At 63.8% G+C, this 18,935-nt stretch carries 15 protein-coding genes; 9 read left to right on the top strand and 6 right to left on the bottom strand.

Annotated features, from left to right (window positions below):
* Nucleotides 1-36: 36 nt before the first annotated feature.
* Entirely contained in the window at nt 37-807 is a 771-nt protein-coding gene (locus tag BMX92_RS05315; RefSeq protein WP_093013046.1) for an NUDIX hydrolase, read from the top strand.
* Nucleotides 808-810: 3 nt separating this feature from the next.
* Entirely contained in the window at nt 811-1,536 is a 726-nt protein-coding gene (locus BMX92_RS05310; RefSeq protein ID WP_093013043.1) for an extensin-like domain-containing protein, read from the top strand.
* Nucleotides 1,537-1,552: 16 nt separating this feature from the next.
* Here the strand turns inward: BMX92_RS05310 and trpE are convergent, their stop codons facing one another.
* Nucleotides 1,553-3,073: an anthranilate synthase component I gene (trpE, locus tag BMX92_RS05305; protein WP_093013040.1), complete on the bottom strand. Its 1,521-nt coding sequence runs from the start codon at nt 3,071-3,073 to the stop codon at nt 1,553-1,555.
* Between the two features lies 1 nt (nt 3,074).
* Nucleotides 3,075-5,030 carry a peptidylprolyl isomerase gene (locus BMX92_RS05300; protein WP_093013921.1) on the bottom strand — a complete coding sequence of 652 codons (1,956 nt, stop codon included), beginning with the start codon at nt 5,028-5,030 and terminating at the stop codon, nt 3,075-3,077.
* 202 nt (nt 5,031-5,232) lie between these two features.
* Here BMX92_RS05300 and tpiA point away from each other — a divergent pair, with 202 nt between their 5' ends.
* Nucleotides 5,233-5,994: a triose-phosphate isomerase gene (tpiA, locus tag BMX92_RS05295; RefSeq protein ID WP_093013037.1), complete on the top strand. Its 762-nt coding sequence runs from the start codon at nt 5,233-5,235 to the stop codon at nt 5,992-5,994.
* Between the two features lie 49 nt (nt 5,995-6,043).
* Here the strand turns inward: tpiA and ggt are convergent, their stop codons facing one another.
* A complete protein-coding gene (ggt, locus tag BMX92_RS05290) occupies nt 6,044-7,795 on the bottom strand; it encodes a gamma-glutamyltransferase (protein ID WP_256213287.1) in 1,752 nt (583 codons plus the stop codon).
* A 218-nt stretch (nt 7,796-8,013) separates the two neighbouring features.
* On the opposite strand from ggt, the gene secG reads away from it, so the two are divergent.
* Entirely contained in the window at nt 8,014-8,388 is a 375-nt protein-coding gene (gene secG, locus BMX92_RS05285; protein WP_093013032.1) for a preprotein translocase subunit SecG, read from the top strand.
* Nucleotides 8,389-8,478: 90 nt separating this feature from the next.
* Complete coding sequence (locus BMX92_RS05280; RefSeq protein ID WP_093013029.1) at nt 8,479-10,110, top strand: CTP synthase; 1,632 nt, start codon at nt 8,479-8,481, stop codon at nt 10,108-10,110.
* A 167-nt stretch (nt 10,111-10,277) separates the two neighbouring features.
* Here BMX92_RS05280 and BMX92_RS05275 read toward each other — a convergent pair whose 3' ends face one another.
* The 3 genes from BMX92_RS05275 to BMX92_RS05265 all read right to left on the bottom strand — a co-directional run bounded on the left by BMX92_RS05275 (nt 10,278) and on the right by BMX92_RS05265 (nt 13,022).
* On the bottom strand, nt 10,278-11,381 hold the full coding sequence (locus BMX92_RS05275) for an NADH:flavin oxidoreductase/NADH oxidase (RefSeq protein WP_093013026.1): 1,104 nt from the start codon (nt 11,379-11,381) through the stop codon (nt 10,278-10,280).
* Nucleotides 11,382-11,447: 66 nt separating this feature from the next.
* Nucleotides 11,448-11,801 carry a diacylglycerol kinase gene (locus BMX92_RS05270; protein ID WP_093013023.1) on the bottom strand — a complete coding sequence of 118 codons (354 nt, stop codon included), beginning with the start codon at nt 11,799-11,801 and terminating at the stop codon, nt 11,448-11,450.
* Nucleotides 11,802-11,891: 90 nt separating this feature from the next.
* Nucleotides 11,892-13,022: a PQQ-dependent sugar dehydrogenase gene (locus BMX92_RS05265; RefSeq protein WP_093013020.1), complete on the bottom strand. Its 1,131-nt coding sequence runs from the start codon at nt 13,020-13,022 to the stop codon at nt 11,892-11,894.
* A gap of 198 nt (nt 13,023-13,220) precedes the next feature.
* Between BMX92_RS05265 and rimP the strand changes: the two genes are divergently transcribed.
* The 4 genes from rimP to infB all read left to right on the top strand — a co-directional run bounded on the left by rimP (nt 13,221) and on the right by infB (nt 18,906).
* Nucleotides 13,221-13,745, top strand: coding sequence for a ribosome maturation protein RimP (gene rimP / locus BMX92_RS05260; RefSeq protein ID WP_093013017.1), 525 nt, complete (start codon nt 13,221-13,223; stop codon nt 13,743-13,745).
* 14 nt (nt 13,746-13,759) lie between these two features.
* The gene (gene nusA / locus BMX92_RS05255) at nt 13,760-15,331 is read left to right on the top strand and encodes a transcription termination factor NusA (RefSeq protein ID WP_093013014.1); all 1,572 of its coding nucleotides are present in this window, start codon (nt 13,760-13,762) and stop codon (nt 15,329-15,331) included.
* A 195-nt stretch (nt 15,332-15,526) separates the two neighbouring features.
* Complete coding sequence (locus BMX92_RS05250) at nt 15,527-16,189, top strand: DUF448 domain-containing protein (RefSeq protein ID WP_093013012.1); 663 nt, start codon at nt 15,527-15,529, stop codon at nt 16,187-16,189.
* A gap of 83 nt (nt 16,190-16,272) precedes the next feature.
* Complete coding sequence (gene infB, locus BMX92_RS05245; RefSeq protein ID WP_093013009.1) at nt 16,273-18,906, top strand: translation initiation factor IF-2; 2,634 nt, start codon at nt 16,273-16,275, stop codon at nt 18,904-18,906.
* Nucleotides 18,907-18,935: the final 29 nt, after the last annotated feature.

Genomic DNA, 18,935 nt, shown 5'->3' with positions numbered 1-18,935 from the left:
TTACCGCCAGCGCCCCAAGCGCCTAGAGCGGACTTCATGACAGAAAATGATGACATGGGCCGTCCCGCCGCGACGGTCGTTATCGTGCGCGATCGTGCAGGGGCGATGCCCGAATTGCTGATGATGGAGCGAGCGTCGACCATGGCCTTTGCCGCTGGCGCACTGGTCTTTCCCGGTGGCGCGGTGGACGAGGCGGATCATGATTTGGCGGCGCGGATCGGCCATAGGCTGGAGGCGGATGAAGCGGCGGCGCGCATTGCCGCGATCCGTGAGACGATCGAGGAAGCGGGATTGGGCATTGCCCTGTGCGGGGCGACCGATGCGGCGACGATATTGCGCTTGCGCGACGGACTATATGACGGGAAACCGTTGCGGGATCTGATCGATCGGCATGGGGTGCGACTCGATCTGGATGCGTTGACGCCCTTTGCGCGCTGGCATCCCGCGCCATTCGAACAGGCGCGCCGCATCTATGACACGCGCTTCTACATCGCCCGCGCGCCCGAGGGGCAGATGGCCAGTGTCGACAGTACGGAGAATGTCCGGCTCTTCTGGAGCAGCGCGGCCGACACGCTGGCCCGCTGTGCGGCGGGGGAGGGGCAGGTGATATTCCCGACCCGGCGCAATCTGGAGCGGCTGGCGCTTGGCGCGTCCCATGCCGATCTGATGGCGCAGGCCATGGCCTATCCGGTTGAAAAGGTCCGGCCCTGGAAGGAAGAGCGGGATGGGGAGATGCATTTGTGCATCCCCGATCATCTGGGATATCCGGTCACATCGGAACCATTGCGGCAGGTCCGGCGTGCTTAGGGGATGCGTGCATTCCATCTGACCCTGCGCCGCCTTTTGTGGCTGGGCGGCCTGCTGTTTCTATTGTTCCTGGGCTATGCCGTTTTGCGGCAGCGGCCGCAGGATCTGCCCTGGACCGATCTTGACCTTGCCCAGCCGGTCGGCCTGTTCACCGGGCGAAAGCTCGCCGCGCTGACCGGTGATGCGGCGGGCTGCAAGGCGCTGCTGGATCGCGCAGGGATCGCCTATACCGCGATGAAGCCCGGTGGGGCGGACCAATGCCATTATATCGATGCGGTGCGGCTGAAGCCCGATAGCGATGCCATTGCGCTGGCGCCCGCATCGGTCGCGCCCTCCTGTCCGGTGGTGGCCGCGCTCAAGCTGTGGGAATGGCAGGTGGTGCAGCCCGCCGCCCAGCGAATCTATGGCCAGCCCGTGCGCAGCATCCGCCATTTTGGCAGCTATAGCTGTCGTCGCATGTACGGCCGTAGCCAGGGCGATTTTAGCGAACATGCCACTGCCGATGCGATCGATGTGGCTGCCTTCGTGCTGAAAGACGGGCGGCAGGTGAGCGTGCTCAAGGACTGGAAGGGCGAGGGGAAGGATGCAGCCTTCCTGCGCGATGTGCGCGACGGTGCGTGCCGTCTTTTCTCGACCGTGCTTTCACCCGATTATAATGCAGCCCATCGCGACCATTTCCATCTGGATCAGGCGGAACGGGGCGCGACCGGCTGGCGTGCCTGCTGGTGAGGGGCGCGGGTCGGGCTTATTGCCCGAACCCGGCCTCCCGCGCGACGGTCACGGCTTCGCGGGCGGCCGCCAGCAGCGCGCCGCTCTTCGCTTCGGTTTCGCGCTGTTCATAGTCGGCGGTCGAATCCGCGACGATGCCCGCGCCCGCCTGCACATGCATCACGCCGTCCTTGAGGACCGCCGTGCGCAGCACGATGCAGCTGTCCATATTGCCGTCCGGCCCGAAATAACCGACCCCGCCGGCATAGGCGCCGCGCGTTTCCGGCTCCAGTTCGGCGATGATCTCGCAGGCGCGAACCTTGGGCGCGCCCGACACGGTGCCAGCCGGAAAGCCCGCGAACAGCGCGTCGATTGCATCCTTTTCGGGCGACAGGCAGCCGACGACATTGGACACGATGTGCATGACATGGCTGTAAAATTCGACGGTATAGCTCTCCGTCACCGTAACCGATCCGGCGCTGGCGACCCGGCCGACATCGTTGCGGCCCAGATCCAGCAACATCAGATGCTCGGCCCGCTCCTTGGGATCGGCGAGCAGGCTTTCGCGATTGGCGGCGTCTTCCATGGCATTCTGTCCACGCGGACGGGTGCCGGCGATCGGCCGGATCGTCACTTCGCCATTGCGGGCGCGGACCAATATCTCGGGGCTGGACCCGATCAGCGCAAAGCCGGGCAGGTCGAGATAATAGAGGAAAGGCGACGGATTGATCCGGCGCAGCGCGCGGTAGAGCGCGATCGGGGGCAGGGTGAAGGGGCTGGTGAAACGCTGGGCCAGCACGACCTGAAAAATATCGCCCGCGACGATATAATCCTTCGCCTTCTCCACCATCTGCGCATAGCGGCCTGGTTCCAGCACCGGCGTCACTTCGATATCGGCGATCTCGGCCGGGGCGGGGACGGCGGGCAGCGGCGCTGCAAGGCGGGCGGCCGTGGCATCGATCCGCTCCAGCGCTGCTTCGATCGCCTTGTCGGCGTCGGTGAAGCTGCCCTTCCACACGGGCGCGACGATATAGAGGGCGTCGGCCAGCCGGTCGAACACCAGAATGACGGTGGGGCGCACGAACAGCATGTCGGGCACGCCGATATCATTGGCGGCGGGGCGAGGCAGCTTTTCGACCAGCCCGACGGTTTCATAACCGAAATAGCCGACCAGACAGGCCAGCGCGGCCGGCAGGGCCGGGTCCATATCCGCCCGGCATTCGGCGACCAGTGCGCGCAGGGCATCGAGCGTACCGGCGCTGGTCGGCGCGAAGGCGTCCCGGTCGGTCGCCCATTGGCGATTAATTTCGGCCTGTTCGCCCTGCGCCCGGAAGACGAGGTCGGGGGCAAGGCCGATCAGGCTGTGTCGGCCGCGTACCGCGCCGCCCTCCACCGATTCGAGCAGATAATCGCCGCGATCGGGTTCGAACAGCTTGAGCGCGGCGGAAATCGGCGTGTCGGTGTCGGCAATCTGCCGCCGCCATACCAGCGCCGATTCGCCCCGCGCCAGAGCCGCGCGCGCGCTATCCACGCCGTCCTTGCTGCCCGATGCGACCATCTTATTGTTCGCCGGCGTTCGAGGTCGACAGCGCCTGACGGACCTGCGCCACGGCATTGGCGTTGCGCGTGACCTTCAGTTCCTTTTCGACCGCGCGTTCGAACTGCTGGCCATATTCCTGCCCGACCACGTCGGCGAGCTGGCTGCGGACCTGATTGAGCAGCTCCGGCTGACCCTTGGCATCGCCGCGTTCGATCTTGTTGAGCTGGACCACGAAATAGCCGCGCTCCTGGTCGATCGGCAGCGTCTTCACGCTGTTTTCGGCCATCTGGAACATGATGGCGACTTCGGCCGGCGGGCGCTGCTGCGCGCGCATGATGTCGGCGCGGCGGCCGCCCAGCATCTGCGGCGCGGGCAACTTGACCCCGGCCTGCGCGATCGCGTCGGCCAGCTTCATGCCCTTGGCAACCTTGGCCTGAATCTCGTCGGCCTTGGCCTTCGCCTTCTGGTTGGCGGCGTTCAGCTTATATTGCAACGAGACCAGCTGCTTCACTTCGGCCAGCGGCGGGGGAGCAGCGGCGACGATCTGGCCCGGCGCGGCGAGCGCATAGCGCTTGTCGGCAGTGATCGGGACCAGCTGTGCATCATCGTCGGCGCTCATCGCGAAGACGGGGGCGAGCAGCGGCTTGATATCGGCAGGGGCTTCATAGGCCTGATCCTTCACCTGCTTGCCGGTGGCGAGCAGGGCCGGGCTGGTTTCCAGCTTCAGGCCATTATCCTTCACCACTTCCTCAAAAGTGCCGCCATCGGCGATCGCATCCTCGATCTTGCCGGTGAAGTCGGTCAGCAGCTGCTTTTCCTTCTGTGCGCGCAGCGTGGTGACGATTTCGTCGCGTACGGCCGCCAGCGGACGGGCAGGCGTTTCCTTGATCGCGGTGACGCGCAGCAGCAGCCAGCCCAGCGATCCGCGCACCGGCCCGACCAGTTCGCCCTGCCTGGCGGCCCAGACGGCATCGGCCACGGTCTTGGTTGCCGAAGCGGTCAGCGCATCGCGGCTTTGGTCGGCCAGCGTGGACACGGCCAGACCCGCGCCCTTGGCGGCGTCGGCCAGGCTCTTGCCGGCCTTCACCTGATCGGCGATCGCCTTGGCCCCCGCCTGCGTCGGCAGCACCAGTTGTTCGATGCTGCGGCTTTCCTTGGCGGCATAGGCGGCCTTGCTCTGGTTATAATAAGCGCTGATTTCTGCGTCGGTCGGTTGCGCTGCCTGGGCGAAGCGATCCGCGTCGATCACGGCGTAACGAATGCGGCGCTGTTCCGGGATGGTGAAGCGGGCGCTGTTCTTCTTGTAATAATCGGTCAGTTGCGCGTCGGTCGGCGTCTTGTCATCCAGGAAGGAGACGGCCGGGATTGCGGCAACAGTGCCCTGACGGCCTTCCAGCAGCAGCGAGGCATAGGGCAGGATCTGGCTGTCGGTCAGCTTCACGCCCAGCGAAACCGGCGCCAGCAACTGGCGCTGGAGGATTTCGCGGCTCAGGTCATCGCGCAGCGCCTGTTCGGTAATCCGCTCGCGCAGCAGCAGTTGGCGGAAATTTTCCTGGCTGAAATTGCCTGCCGCATCTTGGAACGCAGGGATCTGCGCGATCTGCGCATCGACCAGCCGCTTGGAAATATGCACGCCCTGATCATCGGCAAAGGCACGCAGCGAGAGCGATGCGACCAGTTGGTCATAGACCTGCGTCGCGCCGCCCTGGGCCAGGAAATCGCTGATCTGGAGCGTCGGATTGGTGCGGCGCGCATTTTCGAACACGCGCTGGACCCGGTCCTGCAATTCACTCTGGCTGAGCGTATAGCCCTTCGCCTTGGCCGCGTTGCCCGCGCCGCCCCACATCGACCCGCTGCCAAATTTGCCGCTGGTGATGTCGCCCATGATGAAGGCGGAGGCGATGATCCCCAGGAACAGGATCGCGATCAGCGCGCCGAACTTGGAATGAATGATGCGGCGAAAGACAGAGAGCATGGAATTGTCCGAATTGCGGGCGTTATCGCGGCACGCTTTAAGCGCGGATGCGCGCGGCGGCAAGGCTTGCACTGGACAAATGCGTGAGCGCCGTTCATCGGCTTATGCAGCATCCGGTTCTTTCGGGGAGACGCCAGGGCAATCGTCCGGCGGCGAAGGGGCAGGGGGCGACGTGCAGCAATAATCATAAGGAAACAAATTGATGGGCAGGCGCAAGCTGGTTGTCGGCAATTGGAAGATGAACGGGATGCGCGCGCATCTCGACGAAGTGGAGGCGATCGGCCGCGTGGCGGCGGCGCATCCATCGGTGGAGGTGGGCCTGTGCCTGCCGGCCACGCTCATCATGGCGGGGTCCGAACGGCGCGGCGCGGCGTTCATTGGCGGACAGAACTGCCATATGGACATCAGCGGCGCCTATACCGGATCGCTGTCGGCGGAGATGCTGGCGGAAGCCGGCGCCACCTGGGTCATCACCGGCCATAGCGAACGGCGCGAGGCGCGCGGCGAAACCAATGCCGACATCGCCTCCAAGTCCGAAGCCGCGCATAAGGCGGGCATCAACGTGATCCTGTGCGTGGGCGAAACGCTGGCGGTGCGCGATGCGGGGAAGGCGGAACAGGTCGTGGCCGACCAGTTGTTGGCGTCCCTGCCGGACGATGCCGCTGCCGACTGGCTGGCGGTCGCCTATGAACCGATCTGGGCGATCGGCACGGGCCGCATCCCGACACTGGAAGCCGTGGCGACCATGCATGCCGCGCTGCGTGCGGCGCTGGCCAGCCGCATCGGCGCGGAGGCGGACAAGATGCGCATCCTCTATGGCGGATCGATGAATGGCGACAATGCGGCGGACCTGATGGCGATCGCTGACGTCGACGGCGGCCTTGTCGGCGGCGCCAGCCTGTCGGCCAAGAAATTCGCCCCGATCATCGAGGCGGCGGAACAGCGGATGGCGGCAGCCGCCTGACGCGACGATGGCCGCGCCGGTCATGACCGGCGCGGCCATCGTCGCCTTCTTAATTTACGCCCAGCGCCAGCGCATCGGGCCGCCGCGTGTCGGCCGCGCCCAGGAATTTCTCGCCTTCGACCATGATCGACTGGGTGCTGCCCATCGTGTCGGACAGGCGGGTCTTATGCCCCTTGGCCTGAAGCAGCAGCGCCATTTCGGGCGGGAAGCCTTCTTCCAGTTCCAGCGGACTGTCGGCATCCGACTGATGGATGCGGGGGCGTTCGGCCGCTTCGGCGATGTTGAGACCATGGTCGATCACGTTCACCAGAATCTGCGCCATGGCCGAGATGATGTATCCGCCGCCCGGCGATCCGGTCACCAGCCAGGGCTTGTCATTGCGGAACACGATCAGCGGGGTGATGGTGGAACCCAGGCGCTTGCCGGGTGACGGCCAGTTCGCTTCGCGCCCCGGCTCTCTGCCCCAGTTGAAATTGCCCATCGAATTGTTGAGCAGCACGCCGGTTCCCGGCGGCACGACATGCGCGCCATAGGATGCGGTCAGCGTATAGGTGTTGCTGACCGCATTGCCATATTTGTCGGCAACCGAATAATGGGTCGTGTCAATGCTTTCATGCGGATAGGGATTGCCATCGGGCAGCGTCTCGCCGGTCAGCGACTTGGCGGGGGAGATCAGCTTCACCCGTTCGGCGGCATAGGCCTTGCTCGCGATACCCTTTGCCGGTGTCTTCCAGTCGGGCAGTCCACCGATCAGGCGACGATCGGACCCGGACACTTTCATCGCTTCGGACAAGATATGCAGGCTGTTGCTGCTGCCCCAGCCATAATCCTTCATCGGGAAATATTCGACCAGATTGAGCAGTTCCGCCAGAGTCGCGCCCGACGCGGTCGGCGGCATGAAGGCGATCTTGTTGCCGCGATAGGTCGACCAGATGGGTTCCAGCACCTCCACCTTGAAATCGCGCAGATCCTGTTCGTCGACGATGCCGCCGCCCGCGCGGATGCCCTGCACCATCTTCTGGGCCAGCGGCCCGGTGTAGAAGCCATCGCGTCCGCGTGCTGCGACCTGCTTCAGGCTCCAGGCCAGATCGGGCTGTTTGAAGAGATCGCCCGGCTTATAGGCGGAACCGTCCGGCTTGAAGAAGGCTTTGGCCGCGCCGGGGTCCTTCATCATCACCTCCTTGCGGCCGGCGGTCGCTTCCGCTTCGCCGTCGCTCAGCCGATAGCCTTTCTCCGCCAGCCGGATCGCGGGTTCCAGCAGCTTTTTCCACGGCATGCTGCCGTGCAGGCGATGCGCCTCCCACATGCCCGCGACGGTGCCGGGGACCGATACGCTGAGGAAGGACATGGACTTGCTGCGATCATATTTCTTGTCCGGTCCCGTCAGCAGGGTCGGTGTGGTCGCGCGCGGGGCCGTGCCATAATAGTTGATGGTGATGGTCTTTGCGGGCTGACCGTCCTTCGCCGCCATATGGATGACCATATAGCCGCCGCCACCGATATTGCCGGCGCGGGGCAGGGTGACGGCTTCGGCAAAGGCCACGGCGACGGTCGCGTCCACGGCATTGCCGCCCTGCCGCAATATTTCGACACCCACCTGCGTCGCGGGCGCACTCTGACTGGCGACCATGCCGTCGCGACCGATGACGGGACCGTGAATCTGGCTGTAATTGACGATATCGCCGCCGCTGCCGCGTTCGGATTCGGTGGGAAGCTGGGCATGGACCATCGTCGTCGTGGCCAGCAGCATCAGCGCTATGGGATAGAAGCGGATCGGGTTATTGTTTCGGCGCATAGTCATTCCCTTCGTCCATGTAAGCAGCCGGAAGGGTGCTGATCGCATCCCCCTGCGTTCGTGGTTCCAAGACGCGGGCCGGGGCAAAGGCCTCCGCAAAAAGATGTCGGGAGCCGGATGGGAATGTCAGGATAGGCGCAGTGCGTTCCTCACAGGTTGCCCCGGCGCGCCTTCATCGCTATGTGCGCGCCAACGCACTCCTTCACCGGACAGATATAACCGCAATGTTCACCTTTCTCCTCGTCGTGCAGGCGATCATCGCCGCCCTGCTGGTCACCGTCATCCTGATGCAGAAGTCGGAAGGCGGCGGTCTGGGCGTGGGCGGCAGCCCGTCGGGCTTCATGTCGGCACGCGGCGCGGCGGATTTCCTGACCCGGTCGACCACGATCCTCGCCAGCATCTTCGTGCTGCTGTCGATCGTGATGGCGGTGATCGCATCGGTCCGGCACGCGCCCAGCGACATCGACACCTCGCTGGTGAAGCAGGCTCCGGCCACGCAGAGCGCTCCGGCGCCGGCCAATGCCGATCCGTTGGCGGGTGCGGCTGGCAATGCGGCGTCTGCTCCGGCAGCGAACGGCGCGGTTCCGCTCGCCAACTAAACCTTCCGTCGATCTTTCGATCTTTTTTCAAGCGCGCGTGGATTCGCGCGCTTGCCCTTTGTTGTTCCGAAAGGCTAAGCCTCTCTTCCCATGACGCGGTATATTTTCATCACCGGCGGCGTGGTCTCCTCGCTTGGCAAAGGCCTTATGGCCGCTTCGCTCGCAGCACTGCTGCAAGCGCGAGGTTTCCGTGTGCGAATCCGGAAATTCGACCCCTATCTCAACGTCGATCCTGGCACGATGTCGCCCTATCAGCATGGCGAAGTCTATGTGACCGACGACGGGGCGGAAACCGACCTCGACCTTGGTCATTATGAGCGGTTTACGGGCGTTTCGGCGCGCCAGTCGGACAATGTGACGCAGGGCCGCGTCTATCAGACGATCATCCAGCGCGAACGGCGCGGCGACTATCTGGGCGCGACGGTGCAGGTCATTCCGCACGTCACCGACGAGATCAAGGCGTTCGCCACCGCCGATACCGAAGACCTGGATTTCGTGCTGTGCGAAATCGGCGGCACGGTGGGCGACATCGAATCGCTACCCTTCATGGAGGCGATTCGCCAGCTGCATAATGATCTGGATCGCGGCCAGTCGATCTTCGTTCACGTCACGCTGGTGCCGTACATTGCGGCGGCGGGCGAACTGAAGACCAAGCCGACCCAGCGCAGCGTGCGCGACCTGACGTCGCTGGGCATCCAGCCCGATATCCTGCTGTGCCGCTGCGAGCATCCGCTGCCCGACAGTGAGCGCAAGAAGATCGCCCTGTTCTGCAACGTGCGCCCCGAAGCGGTCATTCCCGCGCTCGACGCCAGCAGCATCTATGCCGTGCCGCATCAATATCATGCCGAAGGGCTCGACGAGGAAGTGCTGCGCGCCTTCGGCATCAAGGACGCGCCCGCGCCCAAGATGGATCGCTGGGACGACATCATGGATCGTCGGCAGAATCCTGAAGGCGAAGTGACGATCGGCGTGGTCGGCAAATATGTCGGCCTGCTGGACGCCTACAAGTCGCTTTACGAAGCGCTGAACCATGGTGGCCTGGCCAACCGGGTGAAGGTCAACGTCAAGTGGATCGACGCGGAGCTGTTCGAGAAGGGTGACGATATCGTCGCCAGCCTTGAGCCGATGCACGGCATATTGGTCCCCGGCGGCTTTGGCGTGCGCGGGTCGGAAGGCAAGATCGAATCGGTCAAGTTTGCGCGCGAACGCAATGTGCCCTTCTTCGGCATCTGCCTTGGCATGCAGATGGCCTGCATCGAAGGCGCGCGGAACACGGCGGGCATTGCGCAAGCCTCCACCACGGAATTTGGCGAGACGTCCGAGCCGGTCGTGGGCCTCATCACCGAATGGATGGGCAAGGAAGGCCTTCAGAAGCGCACTGCCGACACCGATCTGGGCGGCACCATGCGTCTGGGCGCCTATCCGGCGAAGCTGACCGGCAACAGCGTCGTCGCGGGCATATACGGCACCAACGACATCAGCGAGCGGCATCGTCATCGCTATGAAGTCAATGCCGGCTATCGCGAGCCGCTGGAAAAGGGCGGCCTGATCTTCTCGGGCATGTCGCCGGATGGCACGCTGCCCGAAATCGTCGAGCGGCCGGACCATCCCTGGTTCGTGGGCGTGCAGTTCCACCCGGAACTGAAATCCAAGCCGTTCGATCCGCATCCGCTCTTCGCCAGCTTCATCGAAGCGGCGGTCAAGCAGAGCCGACTGGTATAAAAGGAAACGGGGCCTGCGAGGCCCCGTTTTTCATTTCAGGCAGTTCCCCGGCGCTGGAGTTATGGGCAGGATGTCGCAATTCTGTTCCCCGGCGCAGGCCGGTGTCCAGTTTGACGGTTGCTGCTGGCCCCCGGCCTTCGCCGGGGAACGGCATGGGCCGGGGCAGGTCAGGACTCGAACAGGTGCCGATACTGTCTGGGCTGGCAGCGCAGATATTGCGGTGCGGCCTTCACGCTCGCCCCCAGATGGGCGGCGGCATGCCATGGCCAGCGGGGATCGTAGAGGATGGTGCGCGCGATCGCGATCAGGTCCGCGTCGCCGGTGCCCACGATCGCTTCGGCCTGCTCATAATCGGTGATCAGGCCCACGGCGATCACCGGCATATTTACCGCCTGCTTCACCGCACGGGCCAGTGGCACCTGATAGCTGGGGCCGACCGGGATATCCTGACGCGGGTCCAGGCCGCCGCTCGACACATGGATCGCGCCGCATCCGCGCGCTTCCAGCGCTTGGGCGAAGGCGATCGTCTGTTCGATATCCCAGCCGCCCGCGACCCAGTCGGTGCCCGATACGCGCATCGTCACCGGCTTGTGGGCCGGGAAGGCTGCGCGCACCGCATCGAAAATCTCCAGCGGCAGGCGCATCCGGTTTTCCAGGGAACCGCCATAATCATCGTCGCGCTGGTTGGAGAGGGGCGAGAGGAACTGATGCAACAGATAGCCATGTGCGCCATGCAACTGGATTGCATCAATCCCCAGGTCGTCAGCCCGCTTCGCCGTCGCGACGAAGGCATCCCGCAGACGATCGATCCCGGCCTTGTCCAGCGCCATCGGCGCGTTGGTGCCCGGCGTGAAGGGCAGGGGGGAGGGCGCGACCGTCTGCCAGCCATGGGCGGCATCGGGCGCGATCTGCGCGCCGCCCTGCCACGGCACTAGGGTCGATGCCTTGCGCCCGGCATGGCCGAGCTGGATCGCGATCGGCATGTCACTATGGGCGCGGACGCCGTCCAGCACCCGCTTCATCGCCGCCTGCGTCCGGTCGTCCCACAGGCCGACATCGGCGTGGCTGATCCGTCCTTCCGGCAGCACGGCGGTCGCCTCGATCGTCAGCAGCGCAGCGCCGGATTGCGCCAACTGGCCCAGATGCATCAGATGCCAGTCCGTCATTTCGCCATCCACGGCCGAATATTGGCACATGGGCGCGATGACGATGCGATTGTCGAGTGTCAGGTCGCCGATCTGGAACGGCTGGAACAGCTTGGGCGCGCTCATACTATCTCCGGAGGAAAAGAAGCTGTCCGCTAGATAGGAGGCATGTTGCGGTGCGGTAGGGGCGCGTCATGGGAATTTTGAAACGACCATGCAGGCGGCCACTGCCAGTGCGCCTATGCTCGATAACAATACCGCGCCTGCCGCCATGTCCTTTGCGGCGCCGATGTTCGGATGAATGTCCGGATGGACATGATCGATCAACCGTTCCAGCGCCGCGTTCATGGCCTCCATCGCCATGACCAACACAATCGTCAGCGCGGTGGCGGCCCACCAGATGGGCGCTGGTCGAAGCAGGATCAGGGCAGTCAGCGCCATGATCGCCATGGCGCTCTGGGTTCGAAAACTCCGCTCTCCGCGCCAGCATATATGCAGCCCGGTTAGAGCGAATCGCAGTCTTTCCCTGAAAGGACGATTTTTCACGGCTGCTCCTACTGCATGCCGCCGGTCATGAACCGGCGGTATGCAGCGATGATGGAGCGGCCATGCAGATAGAGCGGAAAAATCCTCGGATCAGCCTGCTGGCGTCAGTTTCAGCATCCGGCCCTGCGACTTGCCGCCATCCTCCAGCAGCCAGATTGCGCCATCCGGCCCCTGTTCCACTTCGCGGATGCGGGCGCCCATGTCCCACTGGTCGGCCTTTTCCGCTTTGTCACCGTCCAGCTTCACACGGATCAGACTCTGGCTCGACAGGCCGCCGATGAGCAGCGATCCTTTCCACTGCGGGAACAGGTCGCCCGAATAATAGAGCAGGCCGCCCGGCGAGATGGAGGGATTCCACCAGACTTTCGGCGCTTCATAGCCATCGCCTGCCTTATGGTCGGGAATGTCGCGCCCGTCATAATGGCTGCCGTTCGATGCGTTGGGCCAGCCATAGTTGAGGCCGGGCTGGATCAGATTGACCTCGTCACCGCCCTTGGGCCCCATTTCCTGTTCCCACAGGCGCCCGTCCTTGTCGAAGGTGATGCCCAGCAGGTTGCGATGGCCGTAGGACCAGATGGCAGGGTTGAAGCCCTTCGCTGCCAGAGGATTGCCCGCCGCCGGTGTGCCGTCGAGGTTCAGGCGCAGCACCTTGCCCAGCGTCGACTTGGGGTCTTGCGCCGGGTCGTATTTCTGCCGCTCGCCATTGGTGAAGAACAGATATTTGCCGTCGGGCGAGAAGGCGATGCGGCCTGAATAATGGCCATTGCCATCGACATAGGGGGATGCGCGGAAGATGATCTGCACGCCGTCCAGCTTCGTCGTGCCGTCGCTCGCCTGATTGAAGGCGCCCTTGGCTAGTGCGACACCTTTCAGGCCGTCGCGTTCTTCGGAGAAGCTGAAATAGACCGCCTTGTCCTTCGCGAAGGTCGGCGAGAGGACGACGTCCATCAACGCGCCTTGCCCCTCGCTATCGGATTTCGGGATGCCCGCGATCGGAATCTTGGTGCCGTTCTTGGGATCGAACAGGATCATTTCGCCGGCCTTCTCCGTCACCAGCGCGCGACCGTCCGGCAGGAAGGTCATCGCCCAGGGCGAATCGAAATCGGCGATGACGGATGTCTTGAACGGCTTTTCGCCGGGAGGTGTGGTCTGGCTGCTGGCTCCGTCACCCGAACAGGCGATCAGAGCCAAGGGCAGGGCGGCGAGCGTCATATGGCGCATCTATATCTCCGTGGCTGGACTTTAAGAGAGGGCGTTTCGCGCGGAATGATGCGCTTCAAATGGTCAGAGACGAATAATGTTGCAGATTTCCCTCGCTCCGCCTATATCGGCATTGCTTCCTTACATCGTCAAAAATGTCAGGGTCGCGGGCAACAGCCTGCGGCGCGGGAAGACGCATATTTTGTTTCTGGAGACTGCATGGCGGACATCGCCGAATTGACCGCGCTGATCGAACCCGAAGTGAAGGCTTTGGGCTTTGACCTTGTGCGCATCAAGCTGTTCGGGTCGGGCGACGAATATACGCTCCAGATCATGGCCGAAAATCCGAAGACCAAACAACTCGTGATCGAAGATTGCGCCACCATCTCGCGCCGCATTTCGGATGTGATGGATGAGGTTGACCCGATCGAGGAAGCCTATCGTCTTGAAGTGAGTTCGCCCGGTATCGACCGGCCGCTGACCCGCCTGCACGATTTCCGCGAATGGGCCGGGCATGAGGCAAAGATCGCCGCGACCGAACTGGTCGAAGGGCGCAAGAGTTTTCGCGGCATCCTGAACGGCGTCGAGGGTGAGGATATTCTCTTCACTGATGTCAAGGCGGGTGACGTGTCCATTCCCTTCAGCCTTGTCGGCGAAGCCAAGCTGTTACTGACCGACCGACTGATTTCTGCTACCATGCCGCTCTCTTCCGATGGGGCGGATGAATTTGAAACCGAAGAATAAGGGTTCATAAAGTCATGGCCAACGCCATTTCCGCCAATCGGGCAGAACTGATCGCCATCGCCAATTCGGTGGCCAGCGAAAAGATGATCGACAAGGCCATCGTCATCGAGGCGATGGAAGACGCGATCCAGCGCGCCGCGCGCGCTCGCTACGGCGCTGAAAACGACATTCGTGCCAAGCTGGACCCGGACAGCGGCGACCTGCGCCTGTGGCGCGTCGTCGAAGTGGTCGACACGGTCGAGGATTATTTCAAGCAGGTGGACCTCAAGCAGGCCGCCAAGCTGAAGAAGGACGCGATCGTGGGCGACTTCATCGTCGATCCGCTGCCTGCCATCGACCTGGGCCGCATCGACGCCCAGTCGGCCAAGCAGGTGATCTTCCAGAAGGTCCGCGACGCCGAGCGCGAGCGCCAGCATGAAGAATATAAGGACCGCGTGGGTGAGATCATCACCGGCGTCGTCAAGTCGGTCGAATTCGGCCATGTGGTCGTCAATCTGGGCCGGGCCGAAGGCGTGATCCGCCGCGACCAGCAGATCCCACGCGAAGTCGTTCGCGTCGGCGATCGCATCCGGTCGGTCGTGCTGAACGTGCGCCGCGAAAATCGCGGTCCGCAGATTTTCCTCAGCCGCGCGCACCCCGAATTCATGAAGAAGCTGTTCGCGCAGGAAGTCCCCGAAATCTATGATGGCGTCATCACCATCATGGCCGCCGCCCGCGATCCGGGCAGCCGCGCCAAGATCGGCGTCATCAGCCGTGACAGCAGCATCGATCCGGTCGGCGCCTGCGTCGGCATGAAGGGCAGCCGCGTGCAGGCCGTCGTGCAGGAAATGCAGGGCGAGAAGATCGACATTATCCCTTGGTCGGAAGATACCGCGACCTTCGTCGTCAACGCGCTCCAGCCCGCTCAGGTCGCCCGCGTCGTCATCGATGAAGAAGAAGAGCGCATCGAAGTCGTCGTTCCCGACGATCAGCTGTCGCTCGCCATTGGCCGCCGCGGCCAGAATGTCCGTCTCGCCAGCCAGCTGACCGGCAAGGCGATCGACATCATGACCGAGGCCGACGCCAGCGAGAAGCGACAGAAGGAATTCGTGGCCCGCTCCGAAATGTTCCAGAACGAACTGGATGTGGACGAGACGCTGTCGCAGTTGCTGGTCGCCGAAGGTTTCGGCGAACTGGAAGAAGTCGCCTATGTCAGCATCGACGAACTGGCTTCGATCGAAGGGTTCGACGATGATCTGGCCGGCGAATTGCAGAACCGTGCGCAGGAAGCGCTGGAGCGTCGTGAAGCCGCTGCCCGCGAAGAGCGTCAGAATCTGGGCGTCGAGGACGCGCTGGCCGAAATCCCGCATCTGACCGAAGCGATGCTGGTCACGCTGGGTAAGGCGGGCGTCAAGACGCTGGACGATCTGGCTGATCTCGCCACCGACGAACTGGTGCAGAAGAAGCGCATCGACCAGCGCCGTCGCAAGTCGGACAACAACAGCGATGACAAGGGTGGCATCCTGGCTGCTTATGGTCTGAGCGACGAGCAGGGCAATGAGATCATCATGGCCGCTCGCGCCCACTGGTTTGAAGAGGAAGCGTAAGTCTCCATGACTTTTGTCGGCATCCTGTCAGCATATTGCACCCGGTCGCTCATGCAGCGGCCGGGACTGCTGCCGGCTGTCGCATTGCCTCTAACAAGGGAGGACGCCAATGTTGCGGACACTCCCCGATGAGAGAATAGCGCCTCTCGACAGCGTTGGTCTTGCCCTTTCATCCGTTTTGGCGGAGGGGCACGCATGACCGAACGCAAATGCATATTGAACGGCGACCGTGCCGATCCCGAAACGCTGGTCCGGCTGGCAATTGGCCCCGAAGGACAGGTGCTTCCTGACATCCGCGCCAAGGCGCCGGGGCGGGGCGCCTGGATCGGCGTGTCGCGCACCGAACTGGAAATCGCGCTCGCCAAGGGCAAGCTCAAGGGCGCACTGGCCCGCTCTTTCAAGGACGGTGCTCTCGATATTCCCGATACGCTGCCCGCCCTGATCGAGGACGGCCTGCGCAAGGCGCTGCTCGACCGGCTGGGGCTGGAGGCGCGTGCGTCCATGTTGCTGACGGGATCGGAAAAGATTGACGTCGCCTGCCGCAAGGGGCAGGTGCAATTGCTGCTCCATGCTGCCGATGCGGCGGCGGACGGCAACCGCAAGCTGGACCAGGCCTATCGGGTCGGACAGGAAGCGGAAGGTACGGATTTGGCAGGCATCACCTTGCCTGTGGACCGCGAGGCCCTATCTATGGCAATGGGGCGCGACAATGTCGTCCATATCGCGGTGACCGACTCGCGGGCTGCTTCGCGCCTGCGCGCGGCCATTGGCCGCTTGGAAAGCTATCTGGGTTGCGCTAACGGGGCGCCAGTGCAGGGGGAGACTGTCTCCGCTGATGCACCGGCCGTTCCCGATTAGGCGTTGCCGGACAGGCATCGAAATAGAAGGGCGTCGGCGGGCCTATCCGGCCGAAGCGGAAGTGAAGGGTTAAGTTCGATCGTATGAGTGACAGCAAGGAAGACAAGCCGGTTCTGGGTCGCAAGCCGCTGGGCATCAAGCGGACCGTTGAATCCGGCCAGGTGCAGCAGCAGTTCAGCCATGGCCGCAAGAATACGGTCGTGGTTGAGGTGAAGCGGCGCCGCGTCCTGGGCAAGCCGGGTGAGACGACCGGTGGCGCTCCTGCGGCTGCGCCCCAGGTGGAGCCGACTCCGGCGCCCGTCGCCCCGCGCCCCGCTACTCCCGCGCCTGCCCCGCAGCAGGTGCGCGCGCCGCAGCCTGCCGCTCCGGTTCGCCACACTCCGCCGCAGAGTCTGATGTCGCGTCAGGAATTGCAGGCCAAGTTGCTGCGCGAGGCGGAAGAAGCCCGCATGACCGCGCTGGAGGATGCCCGCCGTCGTGAAGACGCCGCGCGTCTTGCCGCCAGCGAGGAAGAAAAGCGTCGGGCGGAAGAGAATCGCCTGGCTGCGGAAGCCGCCCAAGCCAGGGCCGCCAATCCGGTCGAACCGGAGGTCAAGGCCGCGCCGGAACCCGAAGTTGCGCCTGCCGCTCCGGTCGAAACGTTGGCGCCCGTCGCCGCCGAACCGGCTGCTGCGCCTGCCGCTCAGCCGACTCCCGCCGCTGCCGAAGCGCGTCCCGCTACGGCCGCCACCATCCCGCCACCGCGTCGCTTCACGCCGGTTGCCCCGGTCAAGCGTCCCGAACCGGCCAAGCCGGAGCGCGCCAAGAAGGGCGAGGATAATCGTCGCCAGGCTGGCAAGCTGACCGTCACCAAGGCTCTGGCCGATGACGACAGCGCGCGTGCCCGCAGCCTCGCCGCGCTGAAGCGCGCGAGAGAGAAGGAACGTCGCGCCCATTATTCGGGCGGTTCCAAGGCGCGTGAGAAGCAGAGCCGCGATGTGATCGTGCCTGAAAGCATCACCGTGCAGGAACTGGCCAACCGTATGGCCGAAAAGGGCGCGGATCTGGTCAAGTCGCTGTTCAAGATGGGCACCGCCGTCACGCTGAACCAGCCCATCGATCAGGATACGGCGGAACTGCTGGTCGAAGAATTCGGCCATCGCATCCAGCGCGTGTCCGATGCCGACGTCGAAATCGGCATGGAAGGCGAGATCGACGCGTTCGAAACGCTCAAGCCCCGTGCGCCGGTCGTGACCATCATGGGCCATGTCGACCATGGCAAGACTTCGCTGCTCGACGCGCTGCGCGGGACCGATGTGGTCGCGGGTGAAAGCGGCGGCATCACCCAGCATATCGGCGCCTATCAGGTGACGACGAAGAAGGGTGATGTCATCACCTTCCTCGACACGCCGGGCCATGAAGCCTTCTCCGAAATGCGTGCCCGTGGCGCCAACGTCACCGACATCGTCATCCTGGTGGTGGCGGCGGACGACGGCCTGATGCCGCAGACCATCGAAGCCATCAACCACACCAAGGCCGCCGGCGTGCCGATGATCGTTGCGATCAACAAGTGCGACAAGCCCGACGCCAACCCGCAGAAGGTGCGTGAGCGCCTGCTGAGCGAGGAAATCGTGGTCGAGGATATGGGTGGCGACGTTCAGGACGTGGAAGTTTCGGCTCTCAAGAAGACCGGCCTTGACGAACTGATCGATAAGATCCTGCTTCAGGCCGAAGTCATGGAACTGACCGCCAACCCGGATCGCTCGGCCGAAGGCAATGTGATCGAGGCGCAACTCGACAAGGGCCGTGGCGCCGTCGCGACCGTGCTGGTGCGCAAGGGCACGCTCAAGATCGGCGACACGTTCGTCATCGGTTCGGAAAGCGGCAAGGTGCGTGCGCTCGTCAACGACAAGGGGCAGCAGGTGAAGTCCGCCGGTCCCTCGACCCCGGTCGAGGTGCTGGGCCTGACCGGCGTGCCCAAGGCGGGCGATCAGCTTACCGTCGTGGAAAATGAAGCCCGCGCCCGTGAAGTCGCTGCCTACCGTCAGGAACTGGCGACCCGCAAGCGCACCACCGCCGCGCCCACCAGCTTCGAACATATGTTCTCGGCGCTGAATACGACCGTCATCGAATATCCGGTGGTGGTGAAGGGCGACGTGCAGGGTTCTGTCGAAGCGATCGTATCGTCGCTGAACAAGATCTCGACCGACGAGATTAAGGTGCGCATCCTGCATTCGGGTGTCGGCGCGATCACCGAAAGCGACGTCACGCTGGCAGCCGCCAGCCGCGCGCCGCTGATCGGCTTCAACGTCCGTCCCAACGCCAAGGCGCGTCAGCTTGCCGAGCGTGAGAAGATCAGCCTGCGTTATTATGACGTGATCTACGACCTTCTTGAGGAAGTCCGTGGCGAAATGGCGGGTCAGTTGGCGCCCGAGCGCATCGAAACGATCGTTGGTCGGGCCGAAGTGCTTCAGGTGTTCCCGGCGGGCAAGAAGGACAAGGCGGCTGGTCTGCTCGTCCTCGACGGTATCATCCGCAAGGGGCTGTCGGCACGTCTTACCCGCGCCGATGTCATCGTATCGCGCACCAACATCGCCTCGCTGCGTCGCTTCAAGGACGATGTGTCCGAAGTGCGCGCCGGCATGGAATGCGGTGCGGTCCTTCAGGACACGAACGACATCAAGGCCGGCGATACGCTGGAACTGTTCGAAGTCGAAGAGCGCCAGCGCACGCTGTAAACCATATTCCCCCTCCCGCATGCGGGAGG

The organism is Sphingobium sp. YR768, from assembly GCF_900111125.1.
Lineage (GTDB): Bacteria > Pseudomonadota > Alphaproteobacteria > Sphingomonadales > Sphingomonadaceae > Sphingobium.
The sequence above is the reverse complement of the archived record's forward strand: the minus strand, read 5'-3'. Positions and strand labels throughout refer to the sequence as shown.